Source organism: Citrobacter sp. Cb023 (genome assembly GCF_030336805.1).
Classification (GTDB): Bacteria; Pseudomonadota; Gammaproteobacteria; order Enterobacterales; family Enterobacteriaceae; genus Citrobacter; species Citrobacter braakii.
The window spans coordinates 1-13,821 of record NZ_JAOWCV010000031.1; the positions used below are offsets into that span (position 1 = coordinate 1).

21 protein-coding genes are annotated in these 13,821 nt (G+C 50.0%); 6 read left to right on the plus strand and 15 right to left on the minus strand.

The features are described from left to right. The first annotated feature begins 300 nt into the window (after positions 1 to 300). Positions 301 to 855, plus strand: a complete 555-nt coding sequence (locus OGW44_RS06170) for a gamma carbonic anhydrase family protein (RefSeq protein WP_046274602.1) — start codon at positions 301 to 303, stop codon at positions 853 to 855. Here OGW44_RS06170 and OGW44_RS06175 read toward each other — a convergent pair. The 6 genes from OGW44_RS06175 to dprA are packed head-to-tail and all read right to left on the minus strand — an operon-like array spanning position 831 to position 4,623. Next, positions 831 to 1,088, minus strand: a complete 258-nt coding sequence (locus OGW44_RS06175; RefSeq protein WP_047414940.1) for a DUF1488 family protein — start codon at positions 1,086 to 1,088, stop codon at positions 831 to 833. The genes OGW44_RS06170 and OGW44_RS06175 overlap by 25 nt on opposite strands. Then, positions 1,085 to 1,906, minus strand: coding sequence for a shikimate dehydrogenase (aroE, locus tag OGW44_RS06180; protein WP_049041676.1), 822 nt, complete (start codon positions 1,904 to 1,906; stop codon positions 1,085 to 1,087). The genes OGW44_RS06175 and aroE overlap by 4 nt, the downstream gene beginning before the upstream one ends. A gap of 1 nt (position 1,907) precedes the next feature. Further along, the gene (tsaC, locus tag OGW44_RS06185; protein ID WP_185655143.1) at positions 1,908 to 2,480 is read right to left on the minus strand and encodes an L-threonylcarbamoyladenylate synthase type 1 TsaC; all 573 of its coding nucleotides are present in this window, start codon (positions 2,478 to 2,480) and stop codon (positions 1,908 to 1,910) included. 4 nt (positions 2,481 to 2,484) lie between these two features. Next, complete coding sequence (locus OGW44_RS06190; protein WP_016154737.1) at positions 2,485 to 3,027, minus strand: DNA topoisomerase family protein; 543 nt, start codon at positions 3,025 to 3,027, stop codon at positions 2,485 to 2,487. Positions 3,028 to 3,053: 26 nt separating this feature from the next. Further along, complete coding sequence (smg, locus tag OGW44_RS06195; protein WP_003031162.1) at positions 3,054 to 3,527, minus strand: DUF494 family protein Smg; 474 nt, start codon at positions 3,525 to 3,527, stop codon at positions 3,054 to 3,056. Beyond that, on the minus strand, positions 3,499 to 4,623 hold the full coding sequence (gene dprA / locus OGW44_RS06200) for a DNA-protecting protein DprA (RefSeq protein WP_185655142.1): 1,125 nt from the start codon (positions 4,621 to 4,623) through the stop codon (positions 3,499 to 3,501). Before dprA ends, smg begins: the two co-directional genes overlap by 29 nt. A 129-nt stretch (positions 4,624 to 4,752) precedes the next feature. Here dprA and def point away from each other — a divergent pair, with 129 nt between their 5' ends. The 5 genes from def (at position 4,753) to mscL (ending at position 9,518) form a co-directional block, all read left to right on the plus strand. After that, positions 4,753 to 5,262, plus strand: coding sequence for a peptide deformylase (def, locus tag OGW44_RS06205; protein WP_003031159.1), 510 nt, complete (start codon positions 4,753 to 4,755; stop codon positions 5,260 to 5,262). A 14-nt stretch (positions 5,263 to 5,276) separates the two neighbouring features. After that, positions 5,277 to 6,224, plus strand: a complete 948-nt coding sequence (gene fmt, locus OGW44_RS06210; RefSeq protein ID WP_047501513.1) for a methionyl-tRNA formyltransferase — start codon at positions 5,277 to 5,279, stop codon at positions 6,222 to 6,224. A gap of 51 nt (positions 6,225 to 6,275) precedes the next feature. Then, a complete protein-coding gene (rsmB, locus tag OGW44_RS06215; protein WP_049270589.1) occupies positions 6,276 to 7,565 on the plus strand; it encodes a 16S rRNA (cytosine(967)-C(5))-methyltransferase RsmB in 1,290 nt (429 codons plus the stop codon). 21 nt (positions 7,566 to 7,586) lie between these two features. Next, on the plus strand, positions 7,587 to 8,963 hold the full coding sequence (gene trkA / locus OGW44_RS06220) for a Trk system potassium transporter TrkA (protein ID WP_003031153.1): 1,377 nt from the start codon (positions 7,587 to 7,589) through the stop codon (positions 8,961 to 8,963). Between the two features lie 141 nt (positions 8,964 to 9,104). Continuing rightward, entirely contained in the window at positions 9,105 to 9,518 is a 414-nt protein-coding gene (gene mscL, locus OGW44_RS06225; RefSeq protein WP_016154742.1) for a large-conductance mechanosensitive channel protein MscL, read from the plus strand. Here mscL and arfA read toward each other — a convergent pair. The 9 genes from arfA to rpmJ all read right to left on the minus strand — a co-directional run bounded on the left by arfA (position 9,515) and on the right by rpmJ (position 13,819). Then, the gene (gene arfA / locus OGW44_RS06230; protein WP_016157605.1) at positions 9,515 to 9,733 is read right to left on the minus strand and encodes an alternative ribosome-rescue factor ArfA; all 219 of its coding nucleotides are present in this window, start codon (positions 9,731 to 9,733) and stop codon (positions 9,515 to 9,517) included. The genes mscL and arfA overlap by 4 nt on opposite strands. 56 nt (positions 9,734 to 9,789) lie before the next feature. Then, complete coding sequence (gene zntR, locus OGW44_RS06235) at positions 9,790 to 10,215, minus strand: Zn(2+)-responsive transcriptional regulator (RefSeq protein WP_016154744.1); 426 nt, start codon at positions 10,213 to 10,215, stop codon at positions 9,790 to 9,792. Positions 10,216 to 10,225: 10 nt separating this feature from the next. Next, entirely contained in the window at positions 10,226 to 10,594 is a 369-nt protein-coding gene (locus OGW44_RS06240; RefSeq protein WP_019078178.1) for a DnaJ family domain-containing protein, read from the minus strand. Positions 10,595 to 10,700: 106 nt separating this feature from the next. Then, entirely contained in the window at positions 10,701 to 11,084 is a 384-nt protein-coding gene (gene rplQ / locus OGW44_RS06245) for a 50S ribosomal protein L17 (RefSeq protein WP_001216370.1), read from the minus strand. Between the two features lie 40 nt (positions 11,085 to 11,124). After that, entirely contained in the window at positions 11,125 to 12,114 is a 990-nt protein-coding gene (locus OGW44_RS06250; RefSeq protein WP_003031139.1) for a DNA-directed RNA polymerase subunit alpha, read from the minus strand. Positions 12,115 to 12,139: 25 nt separating this feature from the next. Next, positions 12,140 to 12,760 (minus strand): 30S ribosomal protein S4, encoded by a 621-nt coding sequence (gene rpsD / locus OGW44_RS06255; protein WP_003031138.1) that lies wholly within the window; start codon positions 12,758 to 12,760, stop codon positions 12,140 to 12,142. A 33-nt stretch (positions 12,761 to 12,793) separates the two neighbouring features. Beyond that, entirely contained in the window at positions 12,794 to 13,183 is a 390-nt protein-coding gene (rpsK, locus tag OGW44_RS06260) for a 30S ribosomal protein S11 (RefSeq protein ID WP_003031137.1), read from the minus strand. Positions 13,184 to 13,199: 16 nt separating this feature from the next. Continuing rightward, positions 13,200 to 13,556 (minus strand): 30S ribosomal protein S13, encoded by a 357-nt coding sequence (gene rpsM / locus OGW44_RS06265; RefSeq protein WP_003031135.1) that lies wholly within the window; start codon positions 13,554 to 13,556, stop codon positions 13,200 to 13,202. A 146-nt stretch (positions 13,557 to 13,702) separates the two neighbouring features. Continuing rightward, positions 13,703 to 13,819 (minus strand): 50S ribosomal protein L36, encoded by a 117-nt coding sequence (rpmJ, locus tag OGW44_RS06270; RefSeq protein WP_000868187.1) that lies wholly within the window; start codon positions 13,817 to 13,819, stop codon positions 13,703 to 13,705. Between the last annotated feature and the right edge of the window lie 2 nt (positions 13,820 to 13,821).

Genomic DNA, 13,821 nt, shown 5'->3' on the forward strand with positions numbered 1-13,821 from the left:
AGGTGGCGTATATTACGCTTTCCTCTTTCAGAGTCAACCCTCATTTTCAGGTTTTTCTCTTCAACCGAACCGGCTGTTTGCGTGAAGTGATTCACATCCGCCGTGTCGATGGAGGCGCATTATAGGGATCCCATTTTTTAGCACAAGTATTTTTTGGATCTTTTTTGCTGAGTGCTTGTTTTTCACCCCTTTCGCTATATTCCTGCGCAATTTGGCTGATTTTTGATAGCTAAATCACTTGCACAGTCTCAATAATCCAACCAAAGTCTTCATTACTGCTCTATTTTCATTGAGGTAAACATGTCTGATGTATTACGTCCTTATAAGGATCTTTTCCCACAGATCGGAAAACGCGTGATGATCGACACCAGTAGCGTCGTCATTGGTGATACTCGTTTGGCTGATGACGTCGGGATTTGGCCGTTGGTTGCGATTCGTGGCGACGTCAACTATGTACAAATCGGCGCCCGTACAAACATTCAGGACGGCAGCGTTCTCCATGTCACACATAAATCCACATCTAATCCGCAAGGTAATCCATTGATCGTGGGTGAGGATGTGACGGTCGGTCATAAAGTCATGCTACACGGCTGCATCATTGGCAACCGCGTATTGGTCGGTATGGGATCAATTTTACTGGACGGCGTAGTGGTAGAAGACGACGTTATGATTGGGGCAGGAAGCCTGGTGCCGCAAAACAAACGCCTGGAGAGTGGATATCTGTACCTGGGTAGCCCGGTTAAACAAATCCGTCCATTAAGTGACGAAGAGAAAGCAGGCTTAAAATACTCTGCTAACAACTACGTTAAATGGAAAGATGAGTATTTAAATCAGAGTAACCAAACCCAACCCTGAGAGTCTTCCTGCTGGTCCTGGATCAATGCTTCGGCCTCTTCTTCCAGGTCCCAGCGATGCTGTTGAAAGGTTTCCAGCCATTGTTCAGGCGTGCAGCCGCCAAAGCGGGACGCCAACGTCTCCCCTGATATAGCGCATGTTAACTGCATACCATGGACCAACGCCGGGAAAACAACAGCGCTAATATCCGTCCGCCATTCTTCTCGATCGGGAAACTGGATCGCCTGATTCATGCCGACATTTCCTGTTGCATGCTTTTGATGACGGGCTCAATCTGTGGCAATACACCATGCCAGAGTAAAACGGCGTGCGCTGCTTGTCCCACCAGCATCCCCAGACCATCGGCATACTGTTTCGCCCCATGTTCAGCACACCAGGAAAGGAACGGTGTATTTCCTTGCTGATAAAACATGTCATAGCAATAGACAGAGGAGTGAATAAGCGATGTCGGAATGGCTGGTACCTCACCGCTAATTCCGCTGGATGTCGCATTAATAATTAAATCAAAACTGTAATTATCAAGCTCGTCCATACCCACCGCCTGCACGCTGCCGGTATGGGAGAAGATTTGTGCCAGTTCTTCTGCGCGCGAAGCAGTACGGTTAACGATGGTTACCGCACAATCCAGAGAAAGAAGAGGTAATAAAACCCCACGGGATGCGCCACCGGCACCAATCAACAGAACCCGCGATCCGGGGCGAATGAAAGATAAACGTTCAAGATCGCTTAATAAGCCGATACCATCCGTGTTATCTCCCAGTAAACGCCCATCCTCAAGTCGTTTAAGAGTGTTGACCGCTCCAGCAAGCGATGCCCGCTCCGTTAATTCATCGGCACGCGCAAACGCCTCTTCCTTAAAAGGCACAGTGACATTTGCCCCCTTCCCGCCTTCAGCAAAAAAGGCATTCAGCGTATTCACAAAATCATTGATAGGTGCCAGTACACGTCCATAGGAATGTTCAATTTTCAACTGCTCTGCAAATTGCTGATGAATAAAGGGCGATTTACTGTGCGCTATCGGATTACCAAAAACAGCATAGGCTTCTTTCATATTACCCCTGTCGAAACTGTTCACCGGTCAGAGCATCACGGATCTCCGAAGGATTCAAACGCCCTCCGGTCTCCCCTTCAACTACGGGAAAGTCTGTACCAAACTGCGTGCGGACTTCCTCTACCGTTCTGCAAGGCGGTAAGCCACTCAAATTAGCACTGGTGGAGACTAACGGTTTGCCATAAGCCTGGCACAATGCAACCACCAGCGGATGATCGGTGACTCGCACGGCCAGCGAGTCAAAACGACCGGTCAACCAACGAGGCGTAGTCGCGGGCGCAGGGAAAACGAAGGTGACAGGACCAGGCCAGCGAGCGAACACAGCCTCACGTTGAGCATCTGAAAGCGTGCTATCGTCAATATAGGGCTTGAGCTGGTCAAAATTTGCCGCAATCAAAATTAAGCCTTTATCGACTGGGCGTTGTTTTAGCGCCAACAGACGGGTAACAGCCGTTTCGCTGTCGGGATCGCAGCCGACACCAAATACAGCTTCTGTTGGATAGGCGATGACTTTTTCTTGTTTCAGAACCGCTATCGCAGCAGCGATAGGGCCTGTGGGCAGGTTATTATTCACTTTTTTATTCCGCCGAGAACGGCTTTCCACATTGTTTACTGGCACAGAAATGCTTCACACCCTGCGCGGTTTTCTTTTCGATGAGTAGCGGATAATGGCACTCAGGACACTCTCCGGCTAACGGTTTGAAGTTAATGACAAACTGGCACTCCGGATAGCGATCGCAGGAGTAAAACGTTTTGCCATAACGGGAACGCCGCTGGACCAGGTGGCCAGTCTGGCATTGAGGACAAACTATTGCTGTTTCATCTGGCTTGTCGATAAGTTCGGTGTGTTCACATGTTGGATAATCGCTGCATCCAATAAACATCCCGAATCTTCCCTGTCTCAGCACCAGCTCGGCGCCACATGCAGGACAAAGCTTACCCTCCAGAACTTTGACAATATGTCCGTCCGCGGAAGATTTCAGCGGACGGATGTAATCGCATTCTGGATAGTGTGAACAACCGAGAAACGGACCGTGTTTCCCGGAACGAATAACCAGTTCAGCCCCACATTGTGGGCAGGGCTCGTTTTTACGCACCGTAAACAGTGCTGATTTAGCCATAACAACTCATACTGAATGAAGATTGATTAATGCAGCATACCTTCATTCACTTCAAAGAGTAATTCTTCCATTTGCTGATAGGCATTTTCACAACCTGGAATATTGAAAAGCACCATCAGGATCACCCACTTCAGATCTTCCAGATCGAACTCTGCCGTATCCAGCGCGAGTACGCGCTCAATGACCATTTCTCGTGTTTCGAGGTTTAGCACCTGAATCTGTTCCAGGAATAGCAGGAACCCTCTACAGCTTGCATCCAGTCGATCACACTCTTCTGCGGTATAAATACGTATAGAAAGAGGATCGGATGCCAGCTGCATAGGTTCGGCAAGACCATCCTGATAATCAGCAAGCTTTTCCAGCCAAAGTAACGCGTTGTAGATGTCTTCACGATCAAAACCAGCGTCGGTAAGATCCCGTTCCAGTTTGTCCTGATCCACACGCAGCTCAGCTTCGTTATGGATATATGTCTCAAACAAATACATTAGTACGTCGAACATGGCATGCCCTCCTCAATCGGACATAGCCGCCGGGTACAGCTGCGATCCATCCTGCTAACTCCAGTTCGAGCAGTTGAGCCACTACCTCTGGCACAGGTTGGCCGGCACGTTCAGCGACGACGTCAACAGGTGTTACCTCATCTCCTACGTTAGCCAGGAGCTCCGGAAATGGCAATGCCACCTCTTCGTGATCTGGCGAATAAATTGATTTTTCAGGTTCATCTGGCAACCATTGCAGCCCATATTGCAAATTTTCCAGAATTTCTTCTGGGGCCGTCACAAGCGTGGCTCCCTGCTGAATAAGCCAATGTGGACCTTCACTTCCCGGACTCCCAATCGGTCCAGGCAACGCAAAAACCTCCCGCCCTTGTTCCAGTGCGCAACGCGCAGTGACCAGTGACCCGCTACGCTGAGCAGCTTCTACAACCAGGACTCCTTTACTTAGACCACTAATAATGCGATTTCGTCGGGGAAAATTGCGCGGCAAAGGAAGCGTATCTAATGGGAACTCAGACACCAGTGCGCCTCCAGCCTCAATCAGTCGTTTAGCCAGACGGACATGCTGTCGTGGATGAATGGTCTCAAGCCCATTTCCCAGCACCGCAATACTCGTGCCCTCTCGGTTTATCGCAGCATTGTGCGCCACACCATCAATCCCCCGGGCCAGGCCGCTGGTGATCGTCACACCGCATGCTGCAAGCTTTTCACAAAACAGCCGCCCCCAGCGTTCGCCATACCATGAGTGCTGTCGGCTACCGACGACGGCAACCTGAAACGAGCTAAGGCATATGGGATTTCCTGCAACAAAAAGCACCCCAGGATAATCCTCAATTGCACGGAGCTGTGCCGGATAATGCTCGCTGTCGGCAACCACAAAATGATGGTTGGACTGTTCAAGCCAGCGCAGCGTTTTTTCCAGCGTCTGATCTGGAAAGGTTAAAAAGCGCCGGGCCTGGCGGGGAGAGAGTCCAGCATGATGAAGTACCACGTTGTTAATACACGGCTGAGTATTGAGCCAGTGGGCAACGCGCACCATCTCATCACCATACAGTTCATTCACTTGTGCTAAACGTAGCCAAATCTCGATTTTGGTCATCCCTGTTCCCCTGCCACAAGCAGTCCTGGCAATCTTTGCGATTGGTCACTGATGCTGTCAATCAGAGGGGGTTTTGTCTAGAATAGAGGTAATAATCTTTTCAACTCCTGAACACAACTCTGGATAACTATGTCAGTTTTGCAAGTGTTACATATTCCGGACGAGCGCCTTCGCAAAGTCGCAAAACCGGTCGAAGAAGTGAATGCAGAAATTCAGCGTATCGTTGATGATATGTTCGAAACGATGTACGCCGAAGAAGGTATCGGTCTGGCAGCAACTCAGGTCGATATTCATCAGCGCATCATTGTTATTGATGTCTCTGAAAATCGCGACGAGCAGTTGGTACTCATTAACCCAGAGCTGCTGGAAAAAGACGGCGAAACAGGTATTGAAGAAGGCTGCCTGTCTATCCCCGAACAGCGTGCGTTAGTACCGCGCGCAGAGAAAGTAAAAATTCGTGCGCTCGATCGCAACGGCAAATCTTTTGAACTGGAAGCCGATGGCCTGCTGGCTATCTGCATTCAACATGAAATGGATCACCTGGTCGGTAAACTGTTTATCGATTATCTGTCTCCGTTGAAGCAACAACGCATTCGTCAGAAAGTTGAAAAACTCGACCGCTTGAACGCCCGAGCTTAAGGACAAGAATCAACGTGTCAGACTCACTACGTATTATTTTTGCGGGTACACCTGACTTTGCAGCGCGTCATCTCGACGCGCTGTTGTCTTCTGGACATAACGTCGTTGGCGTGTTTACCCAACCGGACCGTCCGGCGGGACGCGGTAAAAAGCTGATGCCCAGCCCGGTAAAAGTGCTGGCGGAAGAAAAAGGGATACCGGTTTTCCAACCCGTCTCTCTTCGTCCTCAGGAAAACCAGCAGCTGGTTGCTGATTTACGCGCAGACGTGATGGTAGTGGTAGCATATGGCCTGATACTGCCAAAAGCCGTACTGGAAATGCCGCGTCTGGGTTGTATCAACGTTCACGGTTCCCTGCTTCCACGCTGGCGTGGCGCAGCCCCAATCCAGCGCTCACTGTGGGCAGGCGACGCCGAAACTGGTGTGACCATCATGCAGATGGATGTTGGCCTCGACACCGGTGATATGTTGCTTAAGCTGTCCTGCCCGATAACTGCAGAAGATACCAGCGGTTCGTTATACGATAAGCTGGCAGATTTAGGACCTCAGGGGCTGATTGAAACGCTAAAACAGCTGGCGGCTGGCACCATAAAACCCGTTGTACAAGATGAATCACTGGTTACGCATGCAGAAAAACTCAGCAAAGAAGAGGCCCGTATCGACTGGTCGCTTTCAGCCGCTCAGTTGGAACGCTGCATCCGCGCCTTTAACCCGTGGCCAATGAGCTGGCTTGAAATCGACGGCCAGCCAGTGAAAGTCTGGCAAGCTACGGTTATTACAGCGAACACACAGGCCGCACCAGGCACTATTCTTGAGGCGACAAAACAGGGTATCCAGGTCGCAACGGGCGACGGCATCCTGAATCTCGTCTCTTTGCAACCTGCCGGTAAAAAAGCCATGAGCGCGCAGGATCTGCTTAATTCGCGCCGGGAATGGTTTGTACCCGGTAACCGTCTGGTATGACGGTTCATCTCTTTAAGCCCGGTATCTCCGGGCATTTTTATTTTTGCGCTTATGAAAAAACATCTTAATTTACGCAGTATGGCGGCCCAGGCCGTCGAACAGGTTGTCGAAAAGGGACAATCATTAAGCAACGTGCTGCCCGCCATGCAGCAAAAAGTTGCCGATAAAGACAAAGCACTGTTGCAGGAGCTTTGCTTCGGCGTGTTGCGTACACTCTCCCAACTGGAGTGGATGATCCAGCAGTTGATGGAACGTCCAATGACGGGCAAACAGCGCACTGTTCACTATCTGATCATGGTGGGCTTCTACCAACTGCTGCATACTCGTATTCCACCGCATGCTGCTTTGGCAGAGACCGTAGAAGGCGCAGTCGTTATTAAGCGTCCGCAGCTTAAAGGGCTGATCAACGGCGTGCTGCGCCAGTTTCAGCGCCGTCAAGAAGAGCTACTGGCTGAATTCTCTCAAAGCGATTTACGTTTCTTACACCCCTCCTGGCTGGTGAAACGTATTAAGACCGCTTATCCGCAGCAGTGGGAAGCCATTCTTGAAGCCAATAACCAGCGACCGCCGATGTGGTTACGTGTCAATCGTAACCATCATACGCGCGATGCCTGGCTGGACCTGCTGACCGAAGCGGGATTAACCGGTTTCCCGCATCCAGATTACCCGGATGCAGTGCGTCTGGAAACGCCAGCTCCTGTGCACGCCCTCCCTGGTTTTGATGAAGGCTGGGTAACCGTCCAGGATGCTTCCGCTCAAGGATGCATAAACTATCTGTTGCCGGAGGACGGTGAACAGATCCTCGACCTATGCTGTGCGCCGGGGGGCAAAACCACTCACATTCTGGAAGTTGCTCCGCACGCTAACGTAATGGCTGTCGATGTTGATGAAAAACGCTTATCGCGCGTTTTCGACAATCTAAAACGTCTGGGTATGAAGGCAACCGTAAAACAGGGTGATGGCCGCTATCCACAGCAGTGGTGCGGTGAACAACAGTTTGACCGTATTTTGCTGGACGCTCCGTGTTCTGCCACCGGAGTGATCCGTCGCCATCCGGATATCAAATGGCTGCGTCGCGACCGGGATATTGCTGAACTTGCCCAGTTGCAGGCTGAAATCCTGAATGCAACCTGGCCACATCTTAAACCTGGCGGCACGCTGGTTTATGCAACCTGCTCTATCCTGCCAGAAGAAAACCAACAGCAAATTGCCGCCTTCCTTGCGCGCACGCCAGATGCGGTATTAAGCGTCACTGGTACGCCGGAAAAACCTGGACATCAGAATTTACCGAGTGCGGAAGATGGTGATGGCTTCTTTTACGCTAAGCTAATCAAAAAGTGATGAGATAACGGGTCGCGACTGATGAAAATTATCATTCTGGGCGCAGGGCAAGTTGGCGGTACGCTGGCTGAAAACCTGGTCGGAGAGAACAACGATATCACGGTAGTCGATACCAATGGTGAGCGCCTGCGTAGCCTGCAGGACAAGTTTGATCTCCGTGTCGTGCAAGGGCATGGTTCGCATCCCCGCGTTCTACGTGAAGCCGGTGCTGACGATGCCGATATGCTGGTTGCCGTAACCAGCTCAGATGAAACAAATATGGTTGCCTGCCAGGTAGCTTATTCACTGTTTAACACGCCTAATCGTATCGCTCGTATTCGTTCACCGGATTACGTTCGTGATGCGGACAAGCTATTTCAATCTGATGCGGTGCCTATCGATCACCTGATTGCGCCTGAGCAACTGGTTATCGATAGCATTTATCGCCTGATTGAATATCCGGGCGCATTGCAGGTAGTGAATTTTGCCGAAGGAAAAGTCAGCCTGGCCGTGGTGAAAGCCTATTACGGTGGGCCGCTGATTGGTAATGCGCTGTCGACAATGCGTGAGCATATGCCGCACATCGATACCCGCGTTGCGGCGATTTTCCGTCATGACCGACCGATCCGTCCGCAAGGTTCTACCATTGTTGAAGCGGGTGATGAAGTTTTCTTCATCGCGGCCTCGCAGCATATTCGCGCCGTAATGAGCGAATTACAGCGTCTGGAAAAGCCTTACAAACGCATTATGTTAGTGGGCGGTGGGAATATTGGCGCGGGGCTGGCACGGCGACTAGAAAAAGATTACAGCGTCAAACTGATTGAACGTAATCAACAGCGCGCATCCGAGCTTGCAGAGAAACTGCAAAATACGATCGTCTTTTTTGGTGATGCCTCGGATCAAGAGCTGCTGGCGGAAGAACATATCGATCAGGTTGATCTGTTCATTGCGGTAACCAACGATGATGAAGCGAATATCATGTCGGCGATGCTTGCCAAACGGATGGGCGCCAAGAAAGTGATGGTGTTGATCCAACGCAGAGCATACGTCGATCTGGTGCAAGGCAGCGTGATCGATATTGCGATTTCACCGCAGCAGGCAACCATCTCTGCGCTGCTCAGTCATGTGCGTAAAGCGGATATTGTTGGTGTATCTTCACTGCGCCGTGGCGTCGCGGAAGCCATTGAAGCCGTTGCACACGGTGATGAAACGACGTCACGGGTTGTGGGTCGCTCAATTGATGAAATTAAACTTCCACCAGGAACCATTATTGGCGCCGTTGTGCGTGGTAACGATGTGATGATTGCCAATGATAACCTGCGTATTGAACAGGGCGATCACGTAATTATGTTCCTGACAGATAAAAAGTTTATTACCGACGTCGAGCGACTATTCCAGCCAAGTCCGTTCTTCCTGTAATAATTTGGGCGCTGAAACTGCGCCTAAATTATTTCCCTTTATTTTTCATGGTTTAATAAATTTCTATTTAGGCAATACATAAATGGAAATTGCCTAAACATTTGTTAAACTTATAAACGTCAGCTGCATAGGGAGAATAAGATGAGCATTATTAAAGAATTTCGCGAATTCGCGATGCGCGGGAATGTTGTCGATTTGGCAGTAGGTGTCATTATTGGTGCGGCATTTGGGAAGATAGTTTCATCACTGGTTGCCGATATCATCATGCCGCCGCTGGGGTTGTTAATTGGTGGAATTGATTTTAAACAGTTTGCTTTAACACTACGTGATGCACAGGGAGATATCCCTGCAGTCGTTATGCATTACGGTGTATTTATTCAGAATATCTTTGATTTCGTTATTGTTGCGTTTGCTATCTTTATGGCAATCAAGCTGATCAACAAACTGAACCGTAAAAAAGCGGAAGAGCCAGCAGCACCGCCGGCGCCATCGAAAGAAGAAGTATTGCTGAGTGAAATTCGTGACCTGCTGAAAGAACAGAATAACCGCTCTTAAGCACTCACTGAAACAAGAAGGCCAGTGGTAAAAAAGTGAATGACTTTCTTGCCACTGGCCTCCCAGTTACCCCGATTACCATGTTTACCTTTACGTAGATAACTTCCTTTCCCTTTCTTATTTTTCTCAACGCGCTGCCTGAACAGTGGGTCATGTAGAAGCGCCTCAATGGCGTTATCTTTTATCTGCCCTTTAGTGTGCTGATAACGACTCATGATACCTCCGGTTGTCGTAATTTACGCCGCGAGTGTAGATCTGACCGTGCAATAAATCAACAGCCTGATGGTGATCCACTGGCGCCTTGCTCAAGTGCTTCAAGGATAGAGCAGTACACGCTGCTGTGTGCCTTACCACAACACGCGTCATTCAATCGCTGCAGCGACCGTTGCATCGCCTGAAGCTCAGCTATTCTCGCTTCCACTTCCTGCAATCTTTCCTGGACGATCCCTTTTGATTCCTGGCAGGTATGGTGTTCGGGATCGATGCGGATCGAAAGCAGTTCGCGGATCGATTCCAGAGTGAAACCAAGCTGACGGGCATAGCGAATAAACTTTAGACGCTGAAGATCGCTTTCCGTATAGAGACGAAACCCGCCTTCTGTACGTATTTCATGTTCCATCATCTGCTGCTTTTCATAGTAGCGGATAGTATCAGGCGTCACGTCAGCCAGTTTCGCTAATTCACCAATACGGTACATGCTATCTCCGCTATTCGTCGTTGATCTTCTGCAGCAGCTTATCTGCGTATTCACCGTGTAAAAACTCGGTGCTGAGTCCAGCCTGCCGAAGTTTCAGTTCCAGTAGTGACAGTCTTCGACTCACTTCCTGATAATGGGGATCATCTTTGCGGATCCCTGCAAGTATTTCAAGCAGTTGTATTGCCTCTCTGCGCTGCTCAAGCTCAGGAGGAAGACATCCCGCATTTTTTAATAAACGGAATCCGGCTCGAAGTTCCGGCGGAATGTGGGAATCATCGTCAAGAACCAACGGTTCTCCTGTACCAGGCAAACCATCAAACTCACCTTTAGACTGCGCATCAGTAATATGGCGCTCTGCCCACTGGTCCAGTAACCACATACAACACTCCAGTGATGAACAAAAAGAGTACAGATATTGTAGGTAAGTGGGGATATGACGGATATAAAAAAACCCGCCGAGGCGGGTTTTTTTACGTTACTACAGATTACTCTGCAGCAGCTTCTGTTTTCTCTGAACGATCAACCAGCTCGATGTATGCCATCGGCGCGTTGTCGCCTGCACGGAAACCACACTTCAGAATGCGAGTGTAACCACCGGCGCGGCTCGCGAAACGCGGGCCCAGTTCGTTAAACAGTTTTGCCACGATCTCGTTATCACGAGTGCGGGCGAATGCCAGACGACGATTAGCTACGCTATCAGTCTTGGCAAGAGTAATCAGCGGCTCAACTACGCGACGCAGCTCTTTCGCTTTCGGCAGAGTCGTCTTGATGATTTCATGACGAACCAGTGAACCTGCCATATTGCGGAACATAGCCTGGCGATGGCTGCTGTTGCGGTTCAGTTGACGACCACTCTTACGATGGCGCATGACCTTATCCTTCTCAGTAAAACCTTAACCTGTGATCCGGTTACTCGTCAGCGATGCTTGCCGGTGGCCAGTTTTCCAGGCGCATGCCCAGAGACAGTCCACGGGAAGCCAGCACGTCTTTAATCTCAGTAAGAGATTTTTTACCAAGGTTAGGCGTCTTAAGAAGCTCAACCTCAGTACGCTGTACCAGATCACCGATATAGTGGATAGCTTCTGCTTTGAGGCAGTTAGCAGAGCGGACAGTCAATTCCAGATCGTCAACAGGGCGCAGCAGGATCGGATCGAATTCTGGTTTCTCTTCTTTAACTTCCGGCTGACGTACATCACGTAAGTCAACGAAAGCTTCAAGTTGTTCAGCCAGAATGGTTGCCGCACGACGAATCGCCTCTTCAGGATCGATTGTGCCGTTGGTTTCCATTTCGATGACCAGCTTGTCCAGGTCGGTACGCTGTTCTACACGCGCTGCTTCAACATTGTAGGCAATACGCTCTACAGGGCTGTAGCATGCGTCGACCAGCAGACGGCCGATTGGGCGCTCATCTTCTTCCGAATGAATTCGGGTAGAAGCCGGCACATAACCACGACCGCGCTGAACTTTGATACGCATGCTAATAGATGCATTCTCATCGGTCAGGTGGCAGATCACGTGCTGTGGCTTGACGATTTCGACATCACCATCATGGGTAATGTCGGCTGCAGTCACAGGGCCAATGCCAGATTTATTCAAGGTAAGAATAACGTCATCTTTACCCTGAACTCTCACCGCCAGCCCTTTCAGGTTGAGCAGGATTTCCAGGATATCTTCCTGAACGCCTTCTTTGGTGCTGTACTCATGTAGTACACCATCAATCTCAACCTCGGTCACCGCGCAACCCGGCATCGATGAGAGCAGAATACGGCGCAGTGCGTTACCCAAAGTATGGCCAAAGCCACGCTCTAAAGGCTCAAGGGTCACCTTGGCGTGCGTCGAACTCACTTGCTCGATATCTACCAGGCGCGGTTTTAGAAACTCTGTCACAGAACCCTGCATTGTGTCCTCTCTTTGGTACTAAGCTTTACTTGGAGTAAAGCTCGACGATCAGGTGTTCGTTAATGTCCGCAGACAGATCAGAACGCTCCGGCTTACGCTTGAACGTACCTTCCATCTTGCCAGCATCAACTTCCAGCCAGGTTGGCTTTTCACGCTGCTCAGCCAGCTCCAGAGCGGCTTTCACGCGAGACTGCTTCTTCGCTTTCTCACGAATGCTAACAACGTCATTCGGACTAACCTGATAAGAAGCGATGTTAACAACACGACCGTTTACCATAATTGCTTTATGGCTGACCAGCTGACGTGCTTCTGCACGAGTGGCACCGAAGCCCATACGGTATACAACGTTGTCCAGACGACCTTCCAGCAGACCCAACAGGTTTTCACCGGTGTTGCCTTTCAGACGTGCTGCTTCTTTGTAGTAGTTACGGAACTGACGCTCCAGCACACCGTAGATACGGCGAACTTTTTGCTTTTCACGCAACTGCACACCATAGTCAGACAGACGCGGTTTACGCGCACCGTGCTGGCCAGGAGCTTGTTCAATTTTACACTTGGTATCGATCGCGCGAACGCCAGACTTAAGGAATAAGTCAGTGCCCTCACGACGGCTCAGCTTGAGCTTAGGACCCAAATATCTTGCCATTTTCTTTCTCCAACAATCCTAGAAACGACAGCGTTATACGCGACGTTTTTTCGGCGGACGACAACCGTTATGAGGGATCGGAGTCACATCAGTAATATTAGTGATGCGGAAACCAGCGGCGTTCAGAGCACGAACAGTAGATTCGCGACCTGGACCCGGTCCTTTGACCATAACTTCCAGATTCTTGATACCGTATTCTTTTACGGCTTCAGCGCAACGCTCTGCTGCAACCTGAGCTGCAAACGGAGTGGATTTGCGAGAACCACGGAAACCGGAACCACCGGCTGTTGCCCAACCCAGTGCGTTACCCTGACGATCAGTAATGGTAACGATGGTGTTGTTAAAAGAAGCATGGATATGAGCCACGCCGTCAGAGACTTGTTTTCTTACACGTTTACGTGCACGAATTGGTGCCTTTGCCATTATTCAATCACCCCGATTATTTCTTGATCGGTTTGCGCGGACCCTTACGGGTACGTGCGTTGGTCTTGGTACGCTGACCGCGAACCGGGAGACCACGACGATGACGCAAACCGCGATAGCAACCAAGGTCCATAAGGCGCTTGATGCTCATGCTAACTTCACGGCGCAGATCACCTTCAACGACAAATTTGGCAACTTCGTCACGCAGCGTGTCGATTTGTTCTTCAGACAGCTCACTGATCTTAACATCTTCAGCGATACCCGCGGCAGCCAGAATGGCTTTAGAACGGGTCTTGCCGACGCCGTAGATCGAAGTTAATGCGATCACAGCATGTTTCTGATCAGGAATGTTAATGCCTGCTATACGGGCCACTATGCACTCCTACTATTTAATATGTACGCACCATGCTGAAAAGCCCGTTTTCAGGATACTCAAATGGAAACGCACAGACATACAAAAGATTGGCTGGCTAATCTAGCCAGCTCAACCCAACTTTGCAAGAAAAATATGCGAATAAATCAGCCTTGGCGCTGTTTATGCTTCGGCTCGGCACTGCAAATCACACGGATGACACCATCACGCTTAACGATTTTGCAGTTACGGCATAATTTCTTGACGGAAGCACGAACTTTCATTT

Coding starts and splice junctions, on each gene's coding strand:
- OGW44_RS06250 (WP_003031139.1), bottom strand. CDS start 12,114: ATGCAGGGTTCTGTGACAGAGTTTCTAAAACCGCGCCTGGTAGATATC.
- OGW44_RS06175 (WP_047414940.1), bottom strand. CDS start 1,088: ATGAATCAGGCGATCCAGTTTCCCGATCGAGAAGAATGGCGGACGGAT.
- dprA (WP_185655142.1), bottom strand. CDS start 4,623: ATGACCAAAATCGAGATTTGGCTACGTTTAGCACAAGTGAATGAACTG.
- aroE (WP_049041676.1), bottom strand. CDS start 1,906: ATGAAAGAAGCCTATGCTGTTTTTGGTAATCCGATAGCGCACAGTAAA.
- rsmB (WP_049270589.1), top strand. CDS start 6,276: ATGAAAAAACATCTTAATTTACGCAGTATGGCGGCCCAGGCCGTCGAA.
- zntR (WP_016154744.1), bottom strand. CDS start 10,215: ATGTACCGTATTGGTGAATTAGCGAAACTGGCTGACGTGACGCCTGAT.
- smg (WP_003031162.1), bottom strand. CDS start 3,527: ATGTTCGACGTACTAATGTATTTGTTTGAGACATATATCCATAACGAA.
- mscL (WP_016154742.1), top strand. CDS start 9,105: ATGAGCATTATTAAAGAATTTCGCGAATTCGCGATGCGCGGGAATGTT.
- rpmJ (WP_000868187.1), bottom strand. CDS start 13,819: ATGAAAGTTCGTGCTTCCGTCAAGAAATTATGCCGTAACTGCAAAATC.
- OGW44_RS06190 (WP_016154737.1), bottom strand. CDS start 3,027: ATGGCTAAATCAGCACTGTTTACGGTGCGTAAAAACGAGCCCTGCCCA.
- OGW44_RS06240 (WP_019078178.1), bottom strand. CDS start 10,594: ATGTGGTTACTGGACCAGTGGGCAGAGCGCCATATTACTGATGCGCAG.
- arfA (WP_016157605.1), bottom strand. CDS start 9,733: ATGAGTCGTTATCAGCACACTAAAGGGCAGATAAAAGATAACGCCATT.
- rpsD (WP_003031138.1), bottom strand. CDS start 12,760: ATGGCAAGATATTTGGGTCCTAAGCTCAAGCTGAGCCGTCGTGAGGGC.
- rpsK (WP_003031137.1), bottom strand. CDS start 13,183: ATGGCAAAGGCACCAATTCGTGCACGTAAACGTGTAAGAAAACAAGTC.
- def (WP_003031159.1), top strand. CDS start 4,753: ATGTCAGTTTTGCAAGTGTTACATATTCCGGACGAGCGCCTTCGCAAA.
- OGW44_RS06170 (WP_046274602.1), top strand. CDS start 301: ATGTCTGATGTATTACGTCCTTATAAGGATCTTTTCCCACAGATCGGA.
- rplQ (WP_001216370.1), bottom strand. CDS start 11,084: ATGCGCCATCGTAAGAGTGGTCGTCAACTGAACCGCAACAGCAGCCAT.
- trkA (WP_003031153.1), top strand. CDS start 7,587: ATGAAAATTATCATTCTGGGCGCAGGGCAAGTTGGCGGTACGCTGGCT.